The following is a 19,631-nucleotide window of genomic DNA, read 5'->3' as shown; positions in this document are numbered from 1 at the left end:
AAATTACATTTACTAATTCCCCTCTCGCCGCATACCAGCGCGGCTAAGGATCTCTTAAGTGAACGGTGTTAGCCGGATGGCAGGTTCTTTATCTTCGCTAACCGAGGTTATTGCGAGTCGATCTCGTCCAGATCGCCCTGGATCGCCTGGGCGTTCGGGTTAACTTCCGGCTTCAGCGAGCCGCCGTTCGCCAGGAAGTCGTTGCGCTGGAAGTAGGCTTCACGCACCATCAGGTACGGATCGGAAGAGTTGTGCAGCAAGCCGTCGGAATCCAACAGTTCGGCGCGGGTTTCAATCCCCTCAACCACCCATTTGCCCGCCGACATCCAGAAGGTCAGGTAGCTCAGCACCGGATAAACGGTATCTGCCCAGTCACCGCCCTCTTCACGCAGAGTGAAGCTGCCATAGCCCGGCAACATCACATAAGGGCCATAACCGACACCATAATGCCCCAGAGTGCTACCGAAACGGTTCGGCTCTTCACGCGCCAGTTTCGGGTTAGCCATGCCAGCCACGTCGATCAGGCCGCCCATCCCCAGAAGGGTGTTGAGGAAGAAACGGTTGAAGTGGATCATCCCCTTGTACGGATCGCCCTTCAGGAAGGAGTTGACCATACTGGCCGGTTCTTCCAGGTTGGAAGTGAAGTTGCTGATACCATTACGCGCCGGCATCGGCAGATAGTTGCGCCAGGCCACGGCCACCGGGCGCAGTACGTACGGATCCAGGACATTATAGTTAAAGTTGAACATCGTCCGGTTAAATCCTTCCAGAGGATCGGATCGCCCTTGTGGTTCATCTTGTGGCGCGCTGGCACAGCCCACCAATAACACCGTTGTGAAAGCCAGCCCAGTCAGGCGAAAGTTCATATTCTTCTCCATGAAAACACGTTCGGTCTTTTATTCAGGGGACCTGTTTGTTTATCTGAACGTCAATTTGCTCTTTACCACTGAAATTCTGCAGCGCACTCTCACCGAACCAGTCACCCGCCTGTGGCGTGGCCAGACCATCCTGAGAAATCCGCACCCGCACCTTGACCTGATGCTGAGCCGAAAGCAGGCGCTCAGGCATCATGGCGTTGCTGTCATCCAGGGAGAATGACAGCGGGAAACGGCTTAAGGGCAGTTGTTTTACCGCCACCGGCACCGGATTGGTGCCATCGGTCACAGAGATCACCAGCGTCCCCTGCGGCGGTAAAGCGTTACTCGCCTGCGGCGATAACGTCACGTTAATACCAAGTTTAACAGTTTCTCCGCCCGCCTGGGATTTTGCTTGTTCAATGCTGCGCTTTAACACCTCGGCGCGCTGATCGTTAGCCGGCAGCAGTTTCAACATCACCTGCCAGGCACCGATCGCCTGCTTGAAATCACCCTGTTCGAAGGAGTTAAAGGCCAATAAGCTCAGCACCCGCAGATTGGTATGATCTTCGGCGATCATTTTACGCAGCATCTGCGTGGCCTGCTTGTTATCCTCTGGATCGTTGGAGCGCGTCAAGACTTCCGCGTAGCCGAGACGAACTTCCAGACTATTCGGATCCAGTTGATAAGCATGAGCGAATGCCTGAGTCGCGGTGGTGGCGTTATTCAGTGCCATACCGACCCGGCCCAGCATCATCCAGTCGTTGATATTACGATCGTCCTGTTGGAGTGAGGTACGCAGGCCCAGGCCGAGACGGGCAATCTCTTCCATACTCAGCGGCTGAGCGCGTTCATTGGCAACCCGCGCGCGCAGATCCGGCATTTGAGCTTCCACCTGCTGCCAGTCCAGCACCTGCGCCAGCCCACCGGTTTTCAGATAAAAACCCAGGGTGACCACCACCAATAACGCGACGCCGGGTACCAGCGCCCAACGGTTGATCGGTTTCGCCTGCGCTTCCTGCTGACCGGGAATATCATTCAACAGGTTTTGCTGCAGCTCCTTCACCAACTCCGGGCGTTCGGCAACCACCCCCTGCTCTTCGTCCTGCTCCAGCTCGTGCAGACGGTCCTGATAAAATGCTTTGTTCAGCGTATCGCGGCTAGCGGCAGTGCTTTTGTCGCTTTGGCGCATCGCCGGCACCACCAGCAACGCCGCAGCGCCAACCAGCAATACAATAATAATCAGCCAAAAAGCCATTAGGGTTTCTTCCTGTCAGTCTCTTTCAGCAGCGCCGCCAGACGCTGTTGCTCCTGCTCGGAGAATTCATCGTTAGCGTTAGCGGCACTGCTGCGGCGACGGCGGGTACGCAGTATCACCACCGCACCGCCGATCAGCACAAACAGTAACGGGCCAACCCACAGGATCAGCGTCGCCGGGGTCACCGGCGGCTCATAGGTGACGAAATTGCCGTAGCGCGCCACCATGTAGTCGATGATCTGCGGCTTGCTCTGCCCCTGCATCATCAGCTCGTATACCTTGGTACGCATGTCCGCCGCGATGATGGCGTTAGAGTCGGCAATGCTGTTGTTCTGGCATTTCGGGCAGCGCAGTTGCTCGGTCAGTTCACGGTATTGCTGTTCCTGCTCCACCGATTTGAACTGATAGGTATCAATAGCCGCAGCGGCGCTCCAGCTCAGCAGCGCGGCAAACAGCAGGGCAATCAGCCTCATGCCTCACCCCCGTACTTTTTGTACAGCGGCAAGACTTCCTGCTGCCAGACGCGTTCGTTCATATCCCCGGCGTGGCGGTAACGAATAATGCCTTGCCCGTCGATCAGGAAGGTTTCCGGCGCGCCGTACACGCCCAGATCCAGCCCGAGCATGCCGTCGCCGTCATACAGGCTGAGCGCATAAGGGTTGCCCAGCGAATTCAGCCAGGTCACCGCCTTGCCGCGATCGTCTTTATAGTTCAGCCCCACCACGCGAATACCGCGCGCGGCCAGCGTATTGAGGTATTGATGTTCGGCGCGACAGGTTGGGCACCAGGTGGCCCAGACATTCAGCAACATCGGCTTGCCATTGCGCAGCACCGCCTGATCGTAAGTCTTGCCGGGGTGATCGAGCGACTCCAGCTTGAAGGCCGGTACCGGCTTGCCGATCAGCGCCGACTCCAACATGGTCGGATCTTCGCCACCGGCATTGCGCGTCAGTTGCACCATAAACGCCGCCACCAGCAGCAGGAACAGGATTAACGGGATAAACAGGAGTTTACGGTTCATGCCTGCTCCTCCAGCTTGCCTTCACGCTTGAGTTTTTTGCTCATCCGATAGCGCGGGTCGAGAATACACAGGATGCCGCCAATCGCCATAAACACGCCACCGAACCAGATCCAGCGTACGAAGGGTTTATAGTACAACCGCACGGCCCAGGAGCCGTCGTCCAGTTCTTCACCCAGTGCAGCGTAAAGATCACGGCTGAAGCCGCCGTCGATAGCCGCTTCGGTCATCATGCTGCGCGCCACGCTGTAGTAGCGTTTTTCCGCGTGCAGCGTCGCTTCCGGCTTACCGTTGCGCGTAACGTCGATGATACCGACACCGCCGGTGTAGTTCGGCCCGCGAATATCGTGCACATCGCGGAACACAAAGTGATAGTTATGGATATCCACGCTGTCGCCAGCCTTCATGCGCACATCACGTTCCACACTGTAGTTCTGGCTGAAGGCAATACCGATCACCGTCACTGCTACGCCAAGGTGACCCAGCACCATGCCCCAGTGACTGCGGGAGAGATGGCTCAAACCACGCCAGAAACCGTGACGGTGGGTGGCACGCTCGTGCAACTCCATCAGCGTCAGGATAATCACCCAGACCGCCATGATCAGCCCCACCACCGTCATGCCGGCGATGCTGTCTTGCAACAGCCACGGCAGCAGGATCGACAGCACCAGCGTAATCACCAGCGCCACGCTCAGGCGGCGCCACAACTTGGTCGGTTCATCACGACGCCAGCGCACCAGCGGCCCAATCCCCATCAGCAGCGCCATCGGCGCCATCAGCCAGGTAAACATGGTATTGAAGAAGGGTTCGCCGATAGAAATACTGCCCAGGCCGAGCTGTTTATGCACCAGCGGCAGCAGCGTGCCCAACAGCACCACCAGCATCGCGGCAATCAACAGTACGTTGTTACCCAGCAGGAAGGTTTCACGCGAGAAAGTCTCATGCTGCACCCGGCTGCGCACCTGCCCACCCTTGACGGCGTACAGCAGCAAAGAACCGCCGATCACAATCACCAGATAGGCGAGGATAAACATACCGCGCGCCGGATCGGAGGCAAAGGAGTGCACCGACACCAGCACGCCGGAGCGCACCAGGAAGGTCCCCAACAGACACAGCGAGAAGGCGGTAATCGCCAGCAGCACCGTCCAGGCCTTGAAAGTCCCGCGCTTTTCGGTCACTGCCAGCGAGTGCATCAGCGCCGTACCGGCCAGCCACGGCATAAATGAAGCGTTCTCTACCGGATCCCAGAACCACCAACCGCCCCAGCCCAGTTCGTAATAAGCCCAGGCAGAGCCCAGCACGATACCCATGGTGAGGAACACCCAGGCCGCAGTGGTCCAGGGACGCGACCAGCGTGCCCAGGCGGTATCGAGCCGGCCGGCCATCAGTGAGGCAATCGCAAAGGCAAAGGCCACCGAGAAACCAACGTACCCCATATACAGCAACGGCGGATGGAAAATCAGGCCGATATCCTGCAGCAGAGGGTTGAGGTCACTGCCGTCGATCGGGAAATTCGGCAAGGTGCGGGTGAACGGATTGGAGGTCATGATAATGAACAGCAAGAAGCCTGCGGTAATCATGCCCATCACCGACAGCACGCGTGCCACCGCATCCTGTGGCATCGAACGGCTGCACAACGCCACCGCCAGCGACCAGCAGCTCAGCAGCAGCACCCACAGCAGCAGCGATCCCTCATGGGCACCCCAGGTGGCAGCGATGCGGTAATACACCGGCAGTTGCGTATTGGAGTTGGCGGCCACATAGGCCACGGTAAAATCATTGGTGACAAAGGCATACACCAGGCAGATGAATGCCAGCGCAATAGCACCGAACATGCCGTAGGTCAGTGGACGCGCCACCGCCATCATGCGGCGATCCTGACGCGCAGCGCCCCACTGCGGGTAAATACTCAGCAGCAGCGATATCGCCAGCGCCAGGCACAGCAGAAAACTTCCCGTTTCCGGCATCATGATTTGGCGCCCTCATTCTGTGGGGTAGCGTAAGCCGAAGCCGGCCCCTTATGATTTTCTTTCATCGCGTCGGCCACTTCCGGCGGCGTGTATTTTTCATCGTGTTTCGCCAGCACTTCACGCGCGTTCACCACGTTGCCTTCACCCAGCACGCCCTGCGCCACCACGCCCTGCCCTTCACGGAACAGATCCGGCAGAATGCCGGTGTAGGTGACGTCGATCGCACCGCGCGCATCATAGACCTTGAAGCTGACCTGCAGCGTTTTCTGATCGCGTTTCACCGAGCCGGGCATCACCATGCCGCCGATTCGCAGGCGTTGGCCCACCTCCGGCTTCTCATGATTTTCGCCCTTGCCCTGCAGAATTTCGCTCGGGGTATAAAACAGATCGATATTGGAACGCAGCGCATACAGCATCAGGGTCGCGGTAAGCGCAACGCCGATCAGCACTACTATCGCCAGATACAGGCGACTTTTACGACGTGGATTCACAATGATTTCTCCCGCGGGTTGGCGGATTTTTGTTTCGACTGCTGCGACTGACGAATGCGTCGCTCGCGCGCCTGACGGCGGCCGATCTCATCGAGCAATTGCCGACGCTGCCAGAAAGTATGAGCCACCAGGCCCAACAACGAGAGCAGCGTGACGACTACCGCCAGCCAGACGTAGAAGGCATAGCCCCCCATGGCGAAAAACCCCTGCCAGGAAGTAAATGCGGCATTCATGGTTGGCGCTCCTTATTGACCAGCCCGGCGACCCATGGACGCTGACTTTCCTGAGACAAAATCAAATTGCGCAGGCGCATCAAAGTGAGGGTAATAAAGAACAGCAGGTAGCCGAGGATCGCCCAGCGCAGCGGGGTGCGCATACTTGGCGCGATACTCTGTTGCATATTGGTCGATCCCTGATGCAGCGTGTTCCACCATTCGACCGAGAAATGAATAATTGGGATGTTCACCACCCCCACCAGTACCAGAATACCGGCGGCGCGGCCCGCCAGGCGGCGGTCTTCAAAGGCGTTGTACAGCGCAATAATGCCGATATAAAGGAACAGCAACACCAGTTCAGAGGTCAGGCGCGCGTCCCACACCCACCAGGTGCCCCACATCGGCTTGCCCCAGGCGGAACCGGTGACCAGAGCAATAAAAGTAAATACCGCGCCGACCGGCGCCATGGCCGCCACCACCGTATCGGACATTTTCATCTGCCACACCAGACCGATGAACGCCGCTACCGCCATCGAACCGTAAATCCCCATCGACCACATGGCGGCCGGGACATGGATATACATGATGCGGAAGCTGTCACCCTGCTGATAATCCTTGGGGGCAAAGCCAAAACCCCATACCCAACCCAGCAGCAGGCAGGCCGCACCGGCCAGCCCCAACCAGGGGATAAAGCGGCCACAGACACGATACAGCCGTTCAGGCTGGGCAAATTGATGTAACCATTTCCACATTGTCGTCATTGCTCACGGTAAATTTATACGGTGGCCGCCCCGTTGACCAAGGCGACGAAAATTACAGTGCGGTGGAACACGCTCTTGATGGCGTTAACCCGCATTTCAATAAGTTAGCTAGTGCACGCTCACACGCAGCGCCGCTGCGGTGGCGAATGGCGCCAGCGTTATGCTGCCCGCCAGCATCGCGCCCAGAATCGCCAGGTAACCGTCTATCGGCATGCCCATAGACGCAGCATCAATGGCGGCGGTGGAAAATATCAGCACCGGTATATACAGTGGCAACACCAACAGGCTCAGTAATACACCGCCCTTGCGCAGCCCGACGGTCAGCGCCACACCAATAGCGCCGATCAGACTCAGCGTCGGCGTCCCCAACAGCAGTGTAAACGCCACCGCCAGCCAGGTATTCATATCCAACGACAGTAACAACGCCACCAGCGGCGACAGGATTAACAGGGGTAAGCCTGTTACTACCCAGTGAGCACACACTTTGCCTAACACCGTCATTGGCAGCGGCGTCGGCAGCAACAGCAGTTGCTCCAGCGAACCATCCAGAAAATCATCGCGGAACAAACGCTCCAGCGACAACAACGCCGCCAGCAGCGCGGCGACCCAGATAATCCCCGGCGAAATACGCGCCAGTAACTGCGGCTCTGGCCCGATCCCCAGCGGAAACAAGGTGATAACGATCAGGAAGAACCACAGCGGATTAACGATTTCCGACCCTTTGCGAAAGGCAATCTTCAGCTCACGGCGCAATATAGTCAAAAACATCAAACACTCTCCGCGCGGTTTTCCGTCAGGCTGATTTTTCCTACCGCCTGCGTTACGCCGGCCAAATCCTGATGCGTGGTCAACAATACCATGCCGCCCTGCTGTGCATGTTGCTCAAAAAGGCTAATTAATTCAGCCACGCCCTGCTTGTCGATGGCCGTCAGCGGCTCGTCCAGGATCCACAGCGGGCAATCACTGAGCCACAAGCGCGCCAGTGCTACCCGGCGCTGCTGCCCGGCGGAAAGCTGCGCCACCGGCAAATCCTCGTAGCCCACCAGCCCGACCTGCTCCAGCGCCTGCCAAATGGCCTGACGATCGGGCGTGGTACGTACCGCCTGGTAAAACTGCAGGTTCTCAAAAGGTGTTAACTGGGCTTTAATTCCCGGCTGATGGCCGAGAAACAGCAGATCCTGGTAATAACGTTCGCGATGGCGCAACGTATTTTTCCCCTGCCAGCAAACTTCCCCCCCCTCCGGCCGCGCCAGACCGGCCAAAATACGCAACAGGCTGGTTTTGCCCGCGCCGTTCGGTCCTTCCACCTGAATAATATCGCCCGGTTTCACCGTAAAGCTTAACCCGCTAAACAGGGTGCGCTCATCGCGGACGCAACTCAGATTTTTAGCTTCCAGCATCGGGAGAACTCATATTTTTCTTTGGGATAGCGATCATAGCATAAGCCATGCTGCGGCACGTAGCCCGCCGCGGGTCACTCAGCTACTCCAATAGGGGTAATATTGCGCCCCAGATCAATAATGCGAAGAAAAAACCGACGGCGTTAAACTCTTGTTACTTTTTTCTGCAATTTGCGACATGGCTTTCGCCGTGCCGACACGCCAACTATGCTTAATCCGTGACCCAGACAGCAGTTAAAGGAGAGAGCAGATAATGAGCGACCCACAACAGCGCCCTGATACAGATAGCGATGATCATCTGCAGGTGGAGAGCAAGGAGCATGAACAGGGCAAGAGCGAAATAGAGGTAAAGGAACAAAACCTGCCCTCACGCGCGGCAGCGGTGCATGAGCAGATCCGCATGGAGGGTGAGAAAGAGCTGGAACGCGATTGGCTGGCTTTACTGTGGTCAGCGGTGGCCGCCGGGTTGTCGATGGGGGCTTCACTGATGGCAAAGGGCATTTTTCATGCCCGTTTACCGGACGACCCCAGCCGCTTCTTTATCGAGAATATTGGCTATACCTTTGGCTTTATCATTGTGATTATGGCCCGTCAGCAGCTGTTTACCGAAAATACCGTGACCGCCGTGCTGCCGATCATGCATAAACCGACGCCGAGAAATTTCATCATCCTGTTCCGCCTGTGGGGCGTGGTGCTGCTCGGCAACCTGATTGGCACCGGGCTGGTGTCACTGGCATTTATTCACATGCCGATTTTTGATGAAAGCACCCGCAGCGCCTTCGTTAGCCTGTCGGAAGAAGTGATGCAAAACTCACCGTCAGAAATGTTCGCCAACGGTATTATTGCCGGCTGGATCATCGCCACCATGGTGTGGATGTTCCCTTCCGCCGGCGCCGCCAAGATTTGGGTGATCGTCCTGATGACCTATCTGGTGGCGATCTGCGATCTGACCCATATCGTGGTCGGATCGGTCGAGATCCTTTATCTGGTATTTAGCGGTGTGATCCCCTGGCAAGATTTTATCTATCCGTTCGCCATTCCGACGCTGGCCGGCAACATTATTGGCGGTACCTTTATCTTTGCGTTAATCAGCCATGCACAGATACGCAATGATATGAGTGATAAAAACAAAGCGGCGCGGCTGGAGGCAGAAAAACAGACTGCCGAGGCGAGAAAACCGTGATCGCGGTCAGCGCAGCACACGAAATTCCGCGCATATTGGCGAGGGAATGAGCAAACGCACCGCTAAGCGCTTATTCTGCGGGTAAAAAAAGGTATACTGCCCCGGCAGCCTCAGGTTGCCAGCCCGCAGCGTCCCCGTAGTTAAACGGATATAACAAGCCCCTCCTAAGGGCTAGTTACTGGTTCGATTCCAGTCGGGGACACCATTAAGCCTGCCTATTCAGCACTTTCGCCTCCCCAAGCTCCCTTGCCTCACCAGGCCTTAAAACTTCCCGTGTTATCAGCATGATGCATCACCCTGCCTCACAATCTGGCGCAAGGTCGACTATTAAAGGTATAATCTCACACACGATTTAATTGATTTTAGAAACGAACATGACAAAACTCACATTACAAGAGCAGATGCTTAAAGCCGGATTGGTCAACAGTAAGAAACTGGCGAAAGTGCAGAAAACCGCTAAAAAATCGCGAGTTCAGGCTCGTGAGGCCAGAGAGGCGGTGGAAGTCAATAAAAAGGCACAAGTTGAACGTGATAAACAGCTTAGTGAGCAACAAAAGCAAGCGGCCTTGTCTAAAGAGTATAAAGCTCAGGTTAAACAGTTAATTGAAATGAACCGGATCGTTATTTCAAAAGGCAATGTTAGCTATAACTTCACAGACAATAATTTAATTAAAAATATCAGTGTGGATAAAACGACGCAATCCCAGTTAATCAGTGGTCGTCTCGCCATTGCGCGCCTGGTTGCTGATAATGGCCTTGATAACGATTACGCTATTATCCCCGCAATCGTGGCAAATAAAATTGCGCAGCGTGATGCCAGCAGCATTGTAGTCAGTAATGTACTGAGTCAGGAGGATCAAGACGATGAAGATCCGTATGCCGATTTTGTCGTGCCTGATGATCTAATGTGGTAAGAAATGCTTGGGGCAACGGACAATAACCCTTGCCCTCACCTCTCAGTTCCGCCCGCCCTGGTCGGTAATAATGCCAAGCTATATTCCATGAAAATATTAAACCCAGCGCAAACAAATTATTCAAATATCGCCACCCCTCATAAATAAGTGAATTCTCATTTTATATCCATAAATTAAAATGCTAACATTGGTAACGTGACGCGAATGGAGTAATAGCATGTTCCCCAACAAAAAATATTCACAACGAGCCAATCCGCTGACCAGTTATCAATTTTCACGCTTGCATACTTTTGAATGCGTCGCCCGTCACCTCTCCTTTTCATTGGCGGCAGAAGAACTGTCAATTACCCCCAGCGCCGTAAGTCACAGAATAAACTTGCTTGAGAAAGAGTTGGGCTTTCTTTTATTTCAGCGTTTTCACCGCAGAATTACGCTAACGCCGGAAGGCGAGCGGATGCAATGGTCGTTAAGCAGCTCCTTCGATGCTCTGACTCAGGAAATTCTTGATATCAGGAACCGTGAATTGACGGGCACCCTGACCATTTACTCCCACCCCTCCATCGTACAGTGTTTGCTGATACCGAGGATCGGTGACTTTATTGCCCAGTATCCCACCGTTCATTTAAACATTCTCACCGGGCAGGAAAACATTAACCTGGCCAACAGAGGGGTTGATTTAGCCCTTTATTTTGGCCGGCTGCCGTCGGGCCAGCAGCTGGATGAAGCCTTTATGTCAGAGTCCATGGTCCCGGTCTGTACTGTGCAGTACGCCAAAACGCATAACCTCTACAATGCTCCTGAAAATCTGGCGCACAGCACCCTGTTGCATGACAGATATAATTCCGGTGAAGACGAGTGGCAAACCTGGTCACAACATTTTGATTTGGGCCTGGATACCGACAGCAAAAGCATGGAGTTCGATCGTTCTGACCTGGCGGTGCTGGCGGCGACTCAACACCTGGGCGTTGCCATGGGACGGCTTAACCTGGTGCAAGACTGGATCAAAAGCGGCGAACTGATTATCCCATTTCCCCACATGATCCTGCCCTGCGAACACTGTTATTTTGTGTCGACCGTATCCGAACGTCAGTGGCCGAAGATCATCGCGTTCAAACAGTGGATGATGAAGATAGAGCCTCTGGCCTGATTGCCAGAGGTTTAAAATGATTACCACTTCTTTGGGGTATAAGAAAATTCAAGTGCGCAGCTGTACAACCGCCCGGCCTTTGAATAATAAATATGCTTGCGGCCGTTATCCCACACTACTGTAGCGTTATTAGAGAATTTTATTATCTCAACCGGTGTCTGGTTAGATAACCGACCGCGCTTAGTGCTTTTCACCACGAAAAAGTCACCATTATCACTGAGTGTAATCAAAGGATAACCCCAGGCATACTTTGATATTTGCACAGTAATGGTGAATTGACTTTCACAAGTAATTTGATAGGTATTAACATCTACATCCATAGCTTATATTTTAGGTACAATTCCTCTATTGAGATAAAATAAATAAGAACAGCTCACGACAATCAATCCTAAAACGATCAGCACAGAACCCAATATAAACTCAATCTGCAGCGGCTCCCCCAATATCACCACGCCGGCTAAAATTCCAAAAATGGGCGTCATAAAAGTCAAGATACCCAACGAGGACGCCTGATAATGACGCAGTAAAGAAAACCAGATCAAATAGCTGATAAAAGAGACCACTACCGTTTGGAATATCAGGCTGCTCCAGGCCACAGCACTCAAAGTGAAATGAACGTTCTCCGTGGTTAGCGCCAACAGAGATAGCAGAATGCAGGCACCCGAGAGCTGGAACAACAGGGTCTGTTTTGACGAGCAGTTTGCCAGCCCGGTGGTGCGAATGACGATGGTCGAACCGCCCCAGGACATTCCCGCCAGCAGGCCGTAAATATCACCACGCAGTTGGCTTTCTGCGCCCGAGCTACCACTCATGCCGGAGATAGCCAGCACCACACCGCCGAAGGCGATGGCAATACCGACCCACTGTATCAACGACAGCCGTTCATGCCGAATAACAAAATGCAGCCCGATGGCGGAGAATAAAGGTGCGGTATACAAAAATACCGCCATGTGCGACGCGCTGGTATAGCGCAAACCTTCGGAGACGAAAAAGAACTCCAACGCGAACAACCCCCCAACGCACAGGCCAGCTAACAGCGTGGGGCGATCGAAAACGAACTTTTCGCTTCGGTAGCGCGCCAGGAGGTAAACCGCCAGGGCGGCAATGCCCGACCGAATGGCGATTTGCAGTACGGCAGAAATGTCCGGCTCGGCGGCCTTGATCGCCACCTGCTGCAGCCCCCATATGGCGCATATCATCATCATGGCGGCGGCAGCCCTGCTGTCTATGTTGTTTCTGGCACTCATCACACCACCTCAAGCCGCTTAAATAAAAATACACTCTTCCCTCACCGCTAATAAAAAGGTGATGGATAAATCCGAGAAAAATATAAAAGGTTAGTCTTTATAAACCACTATTTCCTGGTACATCTTAATCACTTCGCTATCACTGTCGACTTCACCGGTATATTCCGTTTGTTGCGCTACATGGGTCACCTTCCAGCCCCGTTTGGCCAACTCAGGGATAGTGACTCGCCCAATATCACGACAGGTAAAGATCGTGTCATCACTCAGCCTAAGATTGCCAATACTTGCATAATCATAAGCTTGTGACTGGCAAACGTGCGACTCGGCCGCCATCAACGGCAATGGCAACAGACCGATAGTCAACATTAAATACTTTTTCATAACCCTCTCCATGATCCTTATTAGCCTTATCCATTTTGCAGATATCACCCTAGTCAATGACGTTATATCCGCTTATTTAAATATCGTTCTGCGCGGTGAAATTACACGGCATCTGCCCTTCACTGACAAGTGAAAAATATAAACCTTCGTGTTAGATGAATTCATCCGAGCATCATCGTCATTGTTGTGCCATTAAGTTAAGTTTTTCCATCGCCTGGCGGCATCGCAGCACCGCACTGCTGCCAGTTACAAAAAAAACCAATAATTAGCAGGAAAAGTAACTTTTTGTGACGCACGTTATGTTACATATGCATTTCGCTTTACCCACGCTAAAAGCAATGAAAACGCTCAGAAAACTTCCTGAGCAAATCACTGATGCCAGAAGGTTCAGTGAGGTTGGCAAGTACACACAGGGATATAAAATGACATACAAATTGCGCGCATTAACTCAGGCAATTGCTCTGGGATTGGTAGTTGGCAGTGCTTCTTTCGCTGCTCAGGCTGAAATCACCCTGCTGAAGCAGGATCCACAAGCGGGTGATCCGCTGAGCCGTCTTAACTTTACCGTCGGCGGCAGTATCCGCCCGCAGTTCAACAACATGACCGGCGATGGCGATAAAGGTTCTTACAAACGTAACGGTTTCGACGGCGGCACCCGCTTCCGCTTTGCCGCCGATTACTACCTGTTCGATGACATTAGCTGGATCAGCTACTACGAGTTGGGGGTGAATATCCCTGCGCTGTTCAACTGGGATAGCCACTATGCCGACGGTGCCAACAATACCAGCCGTCGCATGCTGTACACCGGTCTGAAAAGCAAAACCTGGGGACAATTGACCTTTGGTCAGCAGAACAGCGTGTACTACGACGTGGTCGGCGCCAAAACCGATATCTGGGATTACGACATGCTGGCCCAGGCTCCGGGCAACGGTATCAACGGGGATTACGACGGCTCCTACCGTTCACGCAAGATGCTGAAGTACAAAAACACCTTTGGTGATGCTGACGTTTATGCCTCATACCTGTTCAGCGATAACGAGTACCTGCCGGGTAACGGCCTGCGCTACAAGCGCGAAGGCGGGGGTTCACTGGGTGTGGATTACCACCTGACGCCGGATCTGACCTGGGGTACCGCGTGGAACTATACCCGCGCCGAAATGCGTGATCCTTCCAGCAACAGCACAAAAGATTACGACCAAAACATCCTGGGTACTGCGCTGAGCTGGAAACCGGATAACTGGACGTTGACCTTTGGCGGCGGCTGGTACAACAACTTCCTGACCACCAAAAAAGCCAACGTTAACGACTACTTCGCCGGGGACGCCTGGGGTATTGAGTATCTGGCCGGTTATACCGTGCCGGTTGGGCAATATGCGGTGAAATCCGTGATGCCGTACTTTATGGGCGACCGTCTACAGTACGTCAGCGGCCGCGACTATCAGCGTATTGATAACGGCCTGGGTGTTACCGTGCAGTTTGATTACGGTTTCCGCGTAGATGTGGAACACGTGCTGACTTCAAGCACTGACAACCTCGGCGATATGACGCTGGTGCGTCTGCGTTACGATTTCTAATTGCTAGCGACATAAAAAAGGCCGCTTAAGCGGCCTCAGACTACGGACAAAGCCCGTTATTAGGGAGAGCGTGCCGAAGGGGTCGTAGCGGCTTGCCCGCCGACCAATTTGCCGGGAGCAAATTGGAACGACTCCGTCGGCCCGTAGGGTGGGACACACGGACGTGTCCCATAATGGCCCCTCGGTGCGCCAGGCCCGGGTATCTCGGATTCAAAAACAACTTTGTCATCAAAATCAGGCCGCTTCTGCGGCCTTTTCCATTATTTGCCCAGCATCAGAATCCGCCACGCGCCGAGCGACCCACCGCTTCGCCCAGTTGCCACACCGCCATCGCATAATGAGTGCTGTGGTTGTAGCGGGTAATGGTGTAGAAGTTAGGTAAACCGTACCAATACTGGTAACTGGTCCCCATATCCAGGCGCAGCAGGCTGGCTTCCTGATTGCCGCCAAGCGACCCTTGTGGCGTCAGCCCGGCCTCAGACAAACTGGCAACCGAGTAGCGGGTTTTAAAGCCATTCTCCAACCCCGGAGCCTGACCGTTGGCCGGCACAGCAACAGGCTCACCCTTGGTCCAGCCGTGCGCTTTGAAGTAGTTGGCGACGCTGCCGATGGCATCCACCGGATCCCACAGGTTAACGTGGCCGTCACCGTTGAAATCAACCGCATAACTCTTGAACGAGGACGGCATAAACTGGCCGTAACCCATTGCTCCGGCGAAAGAACCGCGTAACTCCAGCGGATCATCCCCTTCAGTACGCGACATCAGCAGGAAGGTTTCCAGCTCGCCGGCAAAGTAATCGGCACGACGTGGGTAGTTGAAGGCCAGAGTAGACAGCGCATCGATAATGCGGGTTTTACCCATCACGCGGCCCCAACGGGTTTCAACGCCGATAATGCCGACAATAATCTCTGGCGGCACGCCGTAAACCTGGTAAGCACGTTGCAGCGCGTCCTGGTACTGATTCCAGAACTGCACGCCATTTTGCACGTTATCCGGCGTGATGAACTTATTGCGGTACCGCAGCCAGGAACCGTTCGGGCCGGACGGCGCCTGAGTGGTTGGCGTCGGTGCCTGGCGATCCATCAGCCGCAGTACAGAGTCCAGGCGTTTGGCCTGGGCCAGCACGTCATGCAGTTGCTGACGATCAAAACCGTGTTCCTGCACCATTTTATCGATAAAACGGGCGGTGTTCGGATTGTTGGCGAAATCACCGCCCAGCGGCTGGCCGGAATGCGCTGGCGTCAGCAAAAAACCGCCTTTGACGCTGTTGTCCTGAGGCGTGGCTGGGGTCGACTTCGGCCCGCTGCTACAGGCAGTGAGTAAGGTAAGCAGGGGGAGAAGAACAACTAAATGACGCATCGGATATCCATATAAGCCAGGCCAGTGATAAGTGTGGGTTATGTTAATCCATTGTCAGGTGCGAACAAACTGGATTATGTTGCCGATCATGGCGTCTTGACGCCAAAACCTTATAAAACGTGACGGGAAGCACAGAAACAAGGAATTACTTAGGGTAAGCAACCGCACAAACAGAACCTAAACATTGAATAAATGAGAACAATTATCATATTGACTCAAAAAAAAGCATCACTACACTCCCCCTCTTTGGCTGACTGCGCTGGCAGTCATCACTGAAACAACGGAATGTCACTGTGGAAACTCTAGGACAGATCGCTAAAAACATCTTTAAACGCCGTATTACCCGCAGGGAATATGTTTTCTCGGTGGCTGTGTTCGCCGCCGGTCTGACGTTGCTGTCATACCTGTCACCCTATCTGGATAAAAATCTTTTTCGCGCCTATGCGCACAGCGACATTGCCGAGTTCTTTTCGGTATTTGTCTATTTACTGTGCATTATGTTCTGGTCACTGAGTTGGATAAGTTTAACCGTCTGGCTCGTCGCCCGTACCGCCTTTCGTCTCAATGACGTCGGCACGCCTGGCTGGCCGCTGGCACTGGTGATGTATCTGCTTAGCGTGGTGAATAACTATTATCCCGGCCCGATACAGCGCTGGCTGGTGGTTATCAGTCTGATTGGCGTGGCCTGCGCACTGTTGTTACCTACCGGATGGCGCACGCGCAAAGCGGGTTAGCCGTCAGTATCGCCACTGGCTATCTGTGGGGCAAGCGGTCACAATGCCGCATCATTCCCGGCCCAAACAGGAAATACCATGTCTTGCCACTATCCCGCCCACTACGCCTTTGATAACGACAGCGATGCCTGGCAGATTCACTTTCGTGATTTCCCTGAACAACAGGCCGCCTGCTATAAACGTGAAGACATAGAACTGGAAGCGCAGGAAAGTCTGCTGATTGCCATTGCGCTGGAAATGGAAGAAGGCCGCCCGGTGCCGCCCCCTTCCCGCCCCCTGCCGGATGAACTGGCGATCCACCTGCCGGTGCTGGTTAAACTCAAGCTCGAACTGCATAACATTATGCTGGCCGGAACCACCTCAAAAGCGGAACTGGCACGTAAACTGGGCTTTAACGCCGGGCAAATGGATCGCCTGCTGGACGTTGCCTACGCCTCCAAGGTCGAAGCTCTGGAACAGGCTCTTTACCTGTTGGGCTATGAGATACAAACTTCAGTAGCAGAAATTCGCCAACAATAAAAAATATTTTTGCCGGGGGCTAAATTTCCGCCACTTTTCGCCGATGTGTTCATTACCGAATCATCAAGAGCAAAAGTGAAGGCTAAAAATGGAGTGGAGTCGCCGCAATATCTGGACCGTTATTCTGCTGTCGTGCCTTGTCTTCTGGGCCATCCTGCTGACCGGTGCCAACGCCGTCGCCTGATCCCTTTTCATAACATCACAGCAAACACAATAATAAAGCCCGCTCAAGCGGGCTATTCCCCTTTTCCCTGATAAAAAAGCGAAATAAAAATCGTTTAAAAACAGTCTGCACTGGTTAAAAAACCGTCAAAAAATGTGATCAAAAACACAGTATTGTAATCTGGCTGGCATCGGGAGTACATTAACGCCGATCCTGTCGTGGTTCATGTTTTACCTCACGGACTTTGAAGCACGACAACCGGGTAATCTGTGGTCAAGGACGTTGTTCTTCCTATTGAAGGATCCGCCTCTCCATTGCCGACTACCCACAAAATACTCAGCACAACAATCGGGATCATTGGCTTGCGAGGGACTCCAGACGGGAGTTGTTCAGTGAAATATTTTGTATTTGGCGTTTCATTCATGTTGGTTACATGGATTGGCACCTTTATGCTGATGGTTGCATAACCACGGCATGACCGGGAATATAGATACATAGATAAAGGGGCGCACCAGCGCCCCTTTGTTGTTTCTGAATCTGGGCTATTTGCCCGGCATCATGCGGCGTAAGGTGTCATCCTTGCGCAGATAATGGTGGTAAAGCGCCGCCAGCGTATGTGCACCAATGATAAAATAACCGGTATTGGCCAGGGTCTCATGAGTACTTTTGATGAGCCGACGCAGCAGGGGATCCGGCGTAACGAACTGCGGCACCTGCCAACCCAGTAGCACCCACTCCTTCCCGCCATAAGCCAGCGTCAACACCCCCAGCACCGGTAAAGCCAGGAACAACAGATACAGCAACCAGTGGAAAATTTTGGCGCCCCATTCCTGCCATTCTTCAAGCGGCGGTGTGGTGGCCGGCGTGCCATGTCGCCGACGTAACCCCAGCCGGATGAACATCAGCAAAAAGACCGCAAGGCCAAAATTAAAATGCAGATTTTTTACCAGCGATGCCAGGTCATCCGGCACCGAATCCTTTAACAGCATCGCCGCATAGGTGAGGATCACCATCAGTAGCGTCAGCCAGTGCAACACAATTTGTGATTTTGCATAACGGTTACCCATACACTCATCCTGATAAATAAAGAAAATCTTATTGGATCATAGTGGGTAAATGATGAAGAAAACCTTAGCGGCGAGAAAAAAGGCCGGTGCGAATGCGCCGGCCTGAAGCAATTATTTGGTGGTGCTCGGTTTGATCAACCCATCCGCCCGGAACATGGCTTTGATACCGCGTACCGCCTGACGGATGCGATCCTGATTTTCTATCAGCGCGAAACGCACATGGGTGTCACCGTAGTCACCAAAGCCGATACCTGGCGATACGCAAACCTTGGCCTCTGCCAACAGGCGTTTGGCAAACTCCAGTGAACCGAGATGCGCATAAGGCTCGGGAATTTTGGCCCAGACGTACATCGCAGCCTTCGGGTTTTCCACCATCCAGCCCGCTTCATGCAGCCCTTTCACCAGCACATTGCGGCGCTGACGGTACTGTTCCGCGATATCCCGCACGCACTGCTGATCGCCTTCCAGCGCAGCTATGGCGGCCACCTGCAGTGGCGTAAAGGTACCGTAGTCGTGGTAACTCTTGATGCGCGCCAGCGCGTTGACCAACTCCGGGTTACCGACCATAAAGCCGATACGCCAGCCCGCCATATTGTAACTTTTAGACAGGGTGAAAAACTCCACCGCGATGTCCTTGGCGCCAGGCACCTGCATAATCGAGGGTGCTTTCCAGCCGTCATACACAATGTCGGCATAGGCCAGATCGTGAACCACCAGCACGTCGTATTGCTTGGCCAGCGCGACCACGCGTTCAAAAAAGTCCAGTTCCACACACTGGGCGGTCGGGTTCGAAGGGAAGCCGAGGATCATCATTTTCGGACGAGGAATGGTTTCACGAATGGCGCGCTCCAGCTCACCAAAGAAATCCACGCCCTCCACCAACGGCACCGAACGCACCTGGGCGCCGGCAATCACCGCACCGTAAATGTGGATCGGATAGCTCGGATTCGGCACCAGTACGGTATCGCCGTGGTCGAGCGTCGCCAGCATCAGGTGTGCCAGCCCTTCTTTTGAACCTATGGTGACAATGGCTTCGCTTTCGGGATCGATCTCCACCTGGTATCGGTCGGCGTACCAGCGTGAAATAGCACGACGTAAACGCGGAATACCCCGCGAAGTGGAATAACCGTGGGTGTCGTCACGCTGGGCAACGGTGCAGAGTTTTTCCACAATGTGCGGCGGCGTTGGCCCGTCGGGATTACCCATGCTGAAATCGATAATATCCTCGCCACGACGGCGTGCAGCCATCTTCAGTTCGGCGGTGATGTTGAATACATAAGGGGGAAGACGTTCAATACGCGTGAAACGGCGTTGCGGAACGCGTGAAACGGCGTTGCGGACTATTATCAGCCATAGATACCTCGAAGAGACGTTA

22 protein-coding genes and 1 tRNA gene are annotated in these 19,631 nt (G+C 53.9%); 8 read left to right on the top strand and 15 right to left on the bottom strand.

The window, feature by feature from the left end:
- Nucleotides 1-107: 107 nt before the first annotated feature.
- From mlaA to ccmA, 10 genes are all read right to left on the bottom strand, one after another.
- Nucleotides 108-866 (bottom strand): phospholipid-binding lipoprotein MlaA, encoded by a 759-nt coding sequence (gene mlaA / locus BEI65_RS13030; RefSeq protein ID WP_085117894.1) that lies wholly within the window; start codon nt 864-866, stop codon nt 108-110.
- A gap of 34 nt (nt 867-900) precedes the next feature.
- Nucleotides 901-2,112, bottom strand: a complete 1,212-nt coding sequence (gene ccmI, locus BEI65_RS13025; protein WP_099063700.1) for a c-type cytochrome biogenesis protein CcmI — start codon at nt 2,110-2,112, stop codon at nt 901-903.
- Nucleotides 2,112-2,585, bottom strand: a complete 474-nt coding sequence (locus BEI65_RS13020; protein WP_085117898.1) for a cytochrome c-type biogenesis protein — start codon at nt 2,583-2,585, stop codon at nt 2,112-2,114. The genes ccmI and BEI65_RS13020 overlap by 1 nt, the downstream gene beginning before the upstream one ends.
- Entirely contained in the window at nt 2,582-3,133 is a 552-nt protein-coding gene (locus tag BEI65_RS13015; protein ID WP_099063699.1) for a DsbE family thiol:disulfide interchange protein, read from the bottom strand. The genes BEI65_RS13020 and BEI65_RS13015 overlap by 4 nt, the downstream gene beginning before the upstream one ends.
- Nucleotides 3,130-5,100: a heme lyase CcmF/NrfE family subunit gene (locus tag BEI65_RS13010; RefSeq protein ID WP_085117899.1), complete on the bottom strand. Its 1,971-nt coding sequence runs from the start codon at nt 5,098-5,100 to the stop codon at nt 3,130-3,132. The genes BEI65_RS13015 and BEI65_RS13010 overlap by 4 nt, the downstream gene beginning before the upstream one ends.
- Entirely contained in the window at nt 5,097-5,591 is a 495-nt protein-coding gene (gene ccmE / locus BEI65_RS13005; RefSeq protein ID WP_012146100.1) for a cytochrome c maturation protein CcmE, read from the bottom strand. Before ccmE ends, BEI65_RS13010 begins: the two co-directional genes overlap by 4 nt.
- Nucleotides 5,588-5,824: a heme exporter protein CcmD gene (gene ccmD, locus BEI65_RS13000; RefSeq protein ID WP_099063698.1), complete on the bottom strand. Its 237-nt coding sequence runs from the start codon at nt 5,822-5,824 to the stop codon at nt 5,588-5,590. Before ccmD ends, ccmE begins: the two co-directional genes overlap by 4 nt.
- Complete coding sequence (locus BEI65_RS12995) at nt 5,821-6,558, bottom strand: heme ABC transporter permease (protein ID WP_012146102.1); 738 nt, start codon at nt 6,556-6,558, stop codon at nt 5,821-5,823. Before BEI65_RS12995 ends, ccmD begins: the two co-directional genes overlap by 4 nt.
- A 117-nt stretch (nt 6,559-6,675) precedes the next feature.
- Complete coding sequence (ccmB, locus tag BEI65_RS12990; RefSeq protein ID WP_099063697.1) at nt 6,676-7,335, bottom strand: heme exporter protein CcmB; 660 nt, start codon at nt 7,333-7,335, stop codon at nt 6,676-6,678.
- Entirely contained in the window at nt 7,335-7,967 is a 633-nt protein-coding gene (ccmA, locus tag BEI65_RS12985; protein WP_099063696.1) for a cytochrome c biogenesis heme-transporting ATPase CcmA, read from the bottom strand. The genes ccmB and ccmA overlap by 1 nt, the downstream gene beginning before the upstream one ends.
- 253 nt (nt 7,968-8,220) lie before the next feature.
- Here ccmA and BEI65_RS12980 point away from each other — a divergent pair, with 253 nt between their 5' ends.
- The 4 genes from BEI65_RS12980 to dsdC all read left to right on the top strand — a co-directional run bounded on the left by BEI65_RS12980 (nt 8,221) and on the right by dsdC (nt 11,211).
- Nucleotides 8,221-9,150: a formate/nitrite transporter family protein gene (locus BEI65_RS12980; protein WP_099063695.1), complete on the top strand. Its 930-nt coding sequence runs from the start codon at nt 8,221-8,223 to the stop codon at nt 9,148-9,150.
- A gap of 130 nt (nt 9,151-9,280) precedes the next feature.
- A tRNA-Arg gene (locus BEI65_RS12975) sits at nt 9,281-9,355 on the top strand.
- A 169-nt stretch (nt 9,356-9,524) separates the two neighbouring features.
- Nucleotides 9,525-10,064: a DUF2058 domain-containing protein gene (locus tag BEI65_RS12970; protein ID WP_099063694.1), complete on the top strand. Its 540-nt coding sequence runs from the start codon at nt 9,525-9,527 to the stop codon at nt 10,062-10,064.
- A gap of 217 nt (nt 10,065-10,281) precedes the next feature.
- Entirely contained in the window at nt 10,282-11,211 is a 930-nt protein-coding gene (gene dsdC / locus BEI65_RS12965; protein ID WP_099063693.1) for a DNA-binding transcriptional regulator DsdC, read from the top strand.
- 323 nt (nt 11,212-11,534) lie between these two features.
- Here dsdC and BEI65_RS12955 read toward each other — a convergent pair whose 3' ends face one another.
- Nucleotides 11,535-12,458, bottom strand: coding sequence for a DMT family transporter (locus tag BEI65_RS12955; RefSeq protein ID WP_099063691.1), 924 nt, complete (start codon nt 12,456-12,458; stop codon nt 11,535-11,537).
- Between the two features lie 90 nt (nt 12,459-12,548).
- Nucleotides 12,549-12,839, bottom strand: coding sequence for a hypothetical protein (locus BEI65_RS12950; RefSeq protein ID WP_099063690.1), 291 nt, complete (start codon nt 12,837-12,839; stop codon nt 12,549-12,551).
- Between the two features lie 422 nt (nt 12,840-13,261).
- Between BEI65_RS12950 and BEI65_RS12945 the strand changes: the two genes are divergently transcribed.
- Nucleotides 13,262-14,413 (top strand): porin, encoded by a 1,152-nt coding sequence (locus BEI65_RS12945; protein ID WP_099063689.1) that lies wholly within the window; start codon nt 13,262-13,264, stop codon nt 14,411-14,413.
- Between the two features lie 274 nt (nt 14,414-14,687).
- Here the strand turns inward: BEI65_RS12945 and mltB are convergent, their stop codons facing one another.
- Nucleotides 14,688-15,773 (bottom strand): lytic murein transglycosylase B, encoded by a 1,086-nt coding sequence (mltB, locus tag BEI65_RS12935; protein ID WP_099063688.1) that lies wholly within the window; start codon nt 15,771-15,773, stop codon nt 14,688-14,690.
- Nucleotides 15,774-16,066: 293 nt separating this feature from the next.
- On the opposite strand from mltB, the gene BEI65_RS12930 reads away from it, so the two are divergent.
- The 3 genes from BEI65_RS12930 to ypdK all read left to right on the top strand — a co-directional run bounded on the left by BEI65_RS12930 (nt 16,067) and on the right by ypdK (nt 17,656).
- Nucleotides 16,067-16,507 (top strand): hypothetical protein, encoded by a 441-nt coding sequence (locus tag BEI65_RS12930; protein WP_099063687.1) that lies wholly within the window; start codon nt 16,067-16,069, stop codon nt 16,505-16,507.
- Between the two features lie 78 nt (nt 16,508-16,585).
- The gene (locus BEI65_RS12925; protein ID WP_099063686.1) at nt 16,586-17,026 is read left to right on the top strand and encodes a hypothetical protein; all 441 of its coding nucleotides are present in this window, start codon (nt 16,586-16,588) and stop codon (nt 17,024-17,026) included.
- 555 nt (nt 17,027-17,581) lie between these two features.
- Complete coding sequence (gene ypdK / locus BEI65_RS26810) at nt 17,582-17,656, top strand: membrane protein YpdK (protein WP_112349011.1); 75 nt, start codon at nt 17,582-17,584, stop codon at nt 17,654-17,656.
- A 75-nt stretch (nt 17,657-17,731) separates the two neighbouring features.
- Here the strand turns inward: ypdK and BEI65_RS12915 are convergent, their stop codons facing one another.
- A complete protein-coding gene (locus BEI65_RS12915) occupies nt 17,732-18,256 on the bottom strand; it encodes a cytochrome b (protein ID WP_099063684.1) in 525 nt (174 codons plus the stop codon).
- 111 nt (nt 18,257-18,367) lie between these two features.
- Nucleotides 18,368-19,600: an alanine transaminase gene (gene alaC, locus BEI65_RS12910; RefSeq protein WP_099063683.1), complete on the bottom strand. Its 1,233-nt coding sequence runs from the start codon at nt 19,598-19,600 to the stop codon at nt 18,368-18,370.
- Between the last annotated feature and the right edge of the window lie 31 nt (nt 19,601-19,631).

The sequence above is a fragment of the Serratia sp. BW106 genome, from assembly GCF_002607755.1.
In the GTDB taxonomy this organism is placed as follows: Bacteria; Pseudomonadota; Gammaproteobacteria; order Enterobacterales; family Enterobacteriaceae; genus Serratia; species Serratia proteamaculans.
Note: the sequence above shows the minus strand (reverse complement) of the source record. Positions and strands in the feature narration are given on the sequence as shown.

What these genes read in the sequence shown, in the direction of transcription:
- BEI65_RS12915 (WP_099063684.1), bottom strand. Translation starts at nt 18,256, where the DNA reads ATGGGTAACCGTTATGCAAAATCACAAATTGTGTTGCACTGGCTGACG.
- BEI65_RS13015 (WP_099063699.1), bottom strand. Translation starts at nt 3,133, where the DNA reads ATGAACCGTAAACTCCTGTTTATCCCGTTAATCCTGTTCCTGCTGCTG.
- ccmB (WP_099063697.1), bottom strand. Translation starts at nt 7,335, where the DNA reads ATGTTTTTGACTATATTGCGCCGTGAGCTGAAGATTGCCTTTCGCAAA.
- ccmA (WP_099063696.1), bottom strand. Translation starts at nt 7,967, where the DNA reads ATGCTGGAAGCTAAAAATCTGAGTTGCGTCCGCGATGAGCGCACCCTG.
- BEI65_RS13010 (WP_085117899.1), bottom strand. Translation starts at nt 5,100, where the DNA reads ATGATGCCGGAAACGGGAAGTTTTCTGCTGTGCCTGGCGCTGGCGATA.
- mltB (WP_099063688.1), bottom strand. Translation starts at nt 15,773, where the DNA reads ATGCGTCATTTAGTTGTTCTTCTCCCCCTGCTTACCTTACTCACTGCC.
- dsdC (WP_099063693.1), top strand. Translation starts at nt 10,282, where the DNA reads ATGTTCCCCAACAAAAAATATTCACAACGAGCCAATCCGCTGACCAGT.
- mlaA (WP_085117894.1), bottom strand. Translation starts at nt 866, where the DNA reads ATGAACTTTCGCCTGACTGGGCTGGCTTTCACAACGGTGTTATTGGTG.
- BEI65_RS12925 (WP_099063686.1), top strand. Translation starts at nt 16,586, where the DNA reads ATGTCTTGCCACTATCCCGCCCACTACGCCTTTGATAACGACAGCGAT.
- BEI65_RS12950 (WP_099063690.1), bottom strand. Translation starts at nt 12,839, where the DNA reads ATGAAAAAGTATTTAATGTTGACTATCGGTCTGTTGCCATTGCCGTTG.
- BEI65_RS12955 (WP_099063691.1), bottom strand. Translation starts at nt 12,458, where the DNA reads ATGAGTGCCAGAAACAACATAGACAGCAGGGCTGCCGCCGCCATGATG.
- BEI65_RS12980 (WP_099063695.1), top strand. Translation starts at nt 8,221, where the DNA reads ATGAGCGACCCACAACAGCGCCCTGATACAGATAGCGATGATCATCTG.
- ccmD (WP_099063698.1), bottom strand. Translation starts at nt 5,824, where the DNA reads ATGAATGCCGCATTTACTTCCTGGCAGGGGTTTTTCGCCATGGGGGGC.
- BEI65_RS12945 (WP_099063689.1), top strand. Translation starts at nt 13,262, where the DNA reads ATGACATACAAATTGCGCGCATTAACTCAGGCAATTGCTCTGGGATTG.
- BEI65_RS12995 (WP_012146102.1), bottom strand. Translation starts at nt 6,558, where the DNA reads ATGTGGAAATGGTTACATCAATTTGCCCAGCCTGAACGGCTGTATCGT.
- ccmI (WP_099063700.1), bottom strand. Translation starts at nt 2,112, where the DNA reads ATGGCTTTTTGGCTGATTATTATTGTATTGCTGGTTGGCGCTGCGGCG.
- BEI65_RS13020 (WP_085117898.1), bottom strand. Translation starts at nt 2,585, where the DNA reads ATGAGGCTGATTGCCCTGCTGTTTGCCGCGCTGCTGAGCTGGAGCGCC.
- BEI65_RS12970 (WP_099063694.1), top strand. Translation starts at nt 9,525, where the DNA reads ATGACAAAACTCACATTACAAGAGCAGATGCTTAAAGCCGGATTGGTC.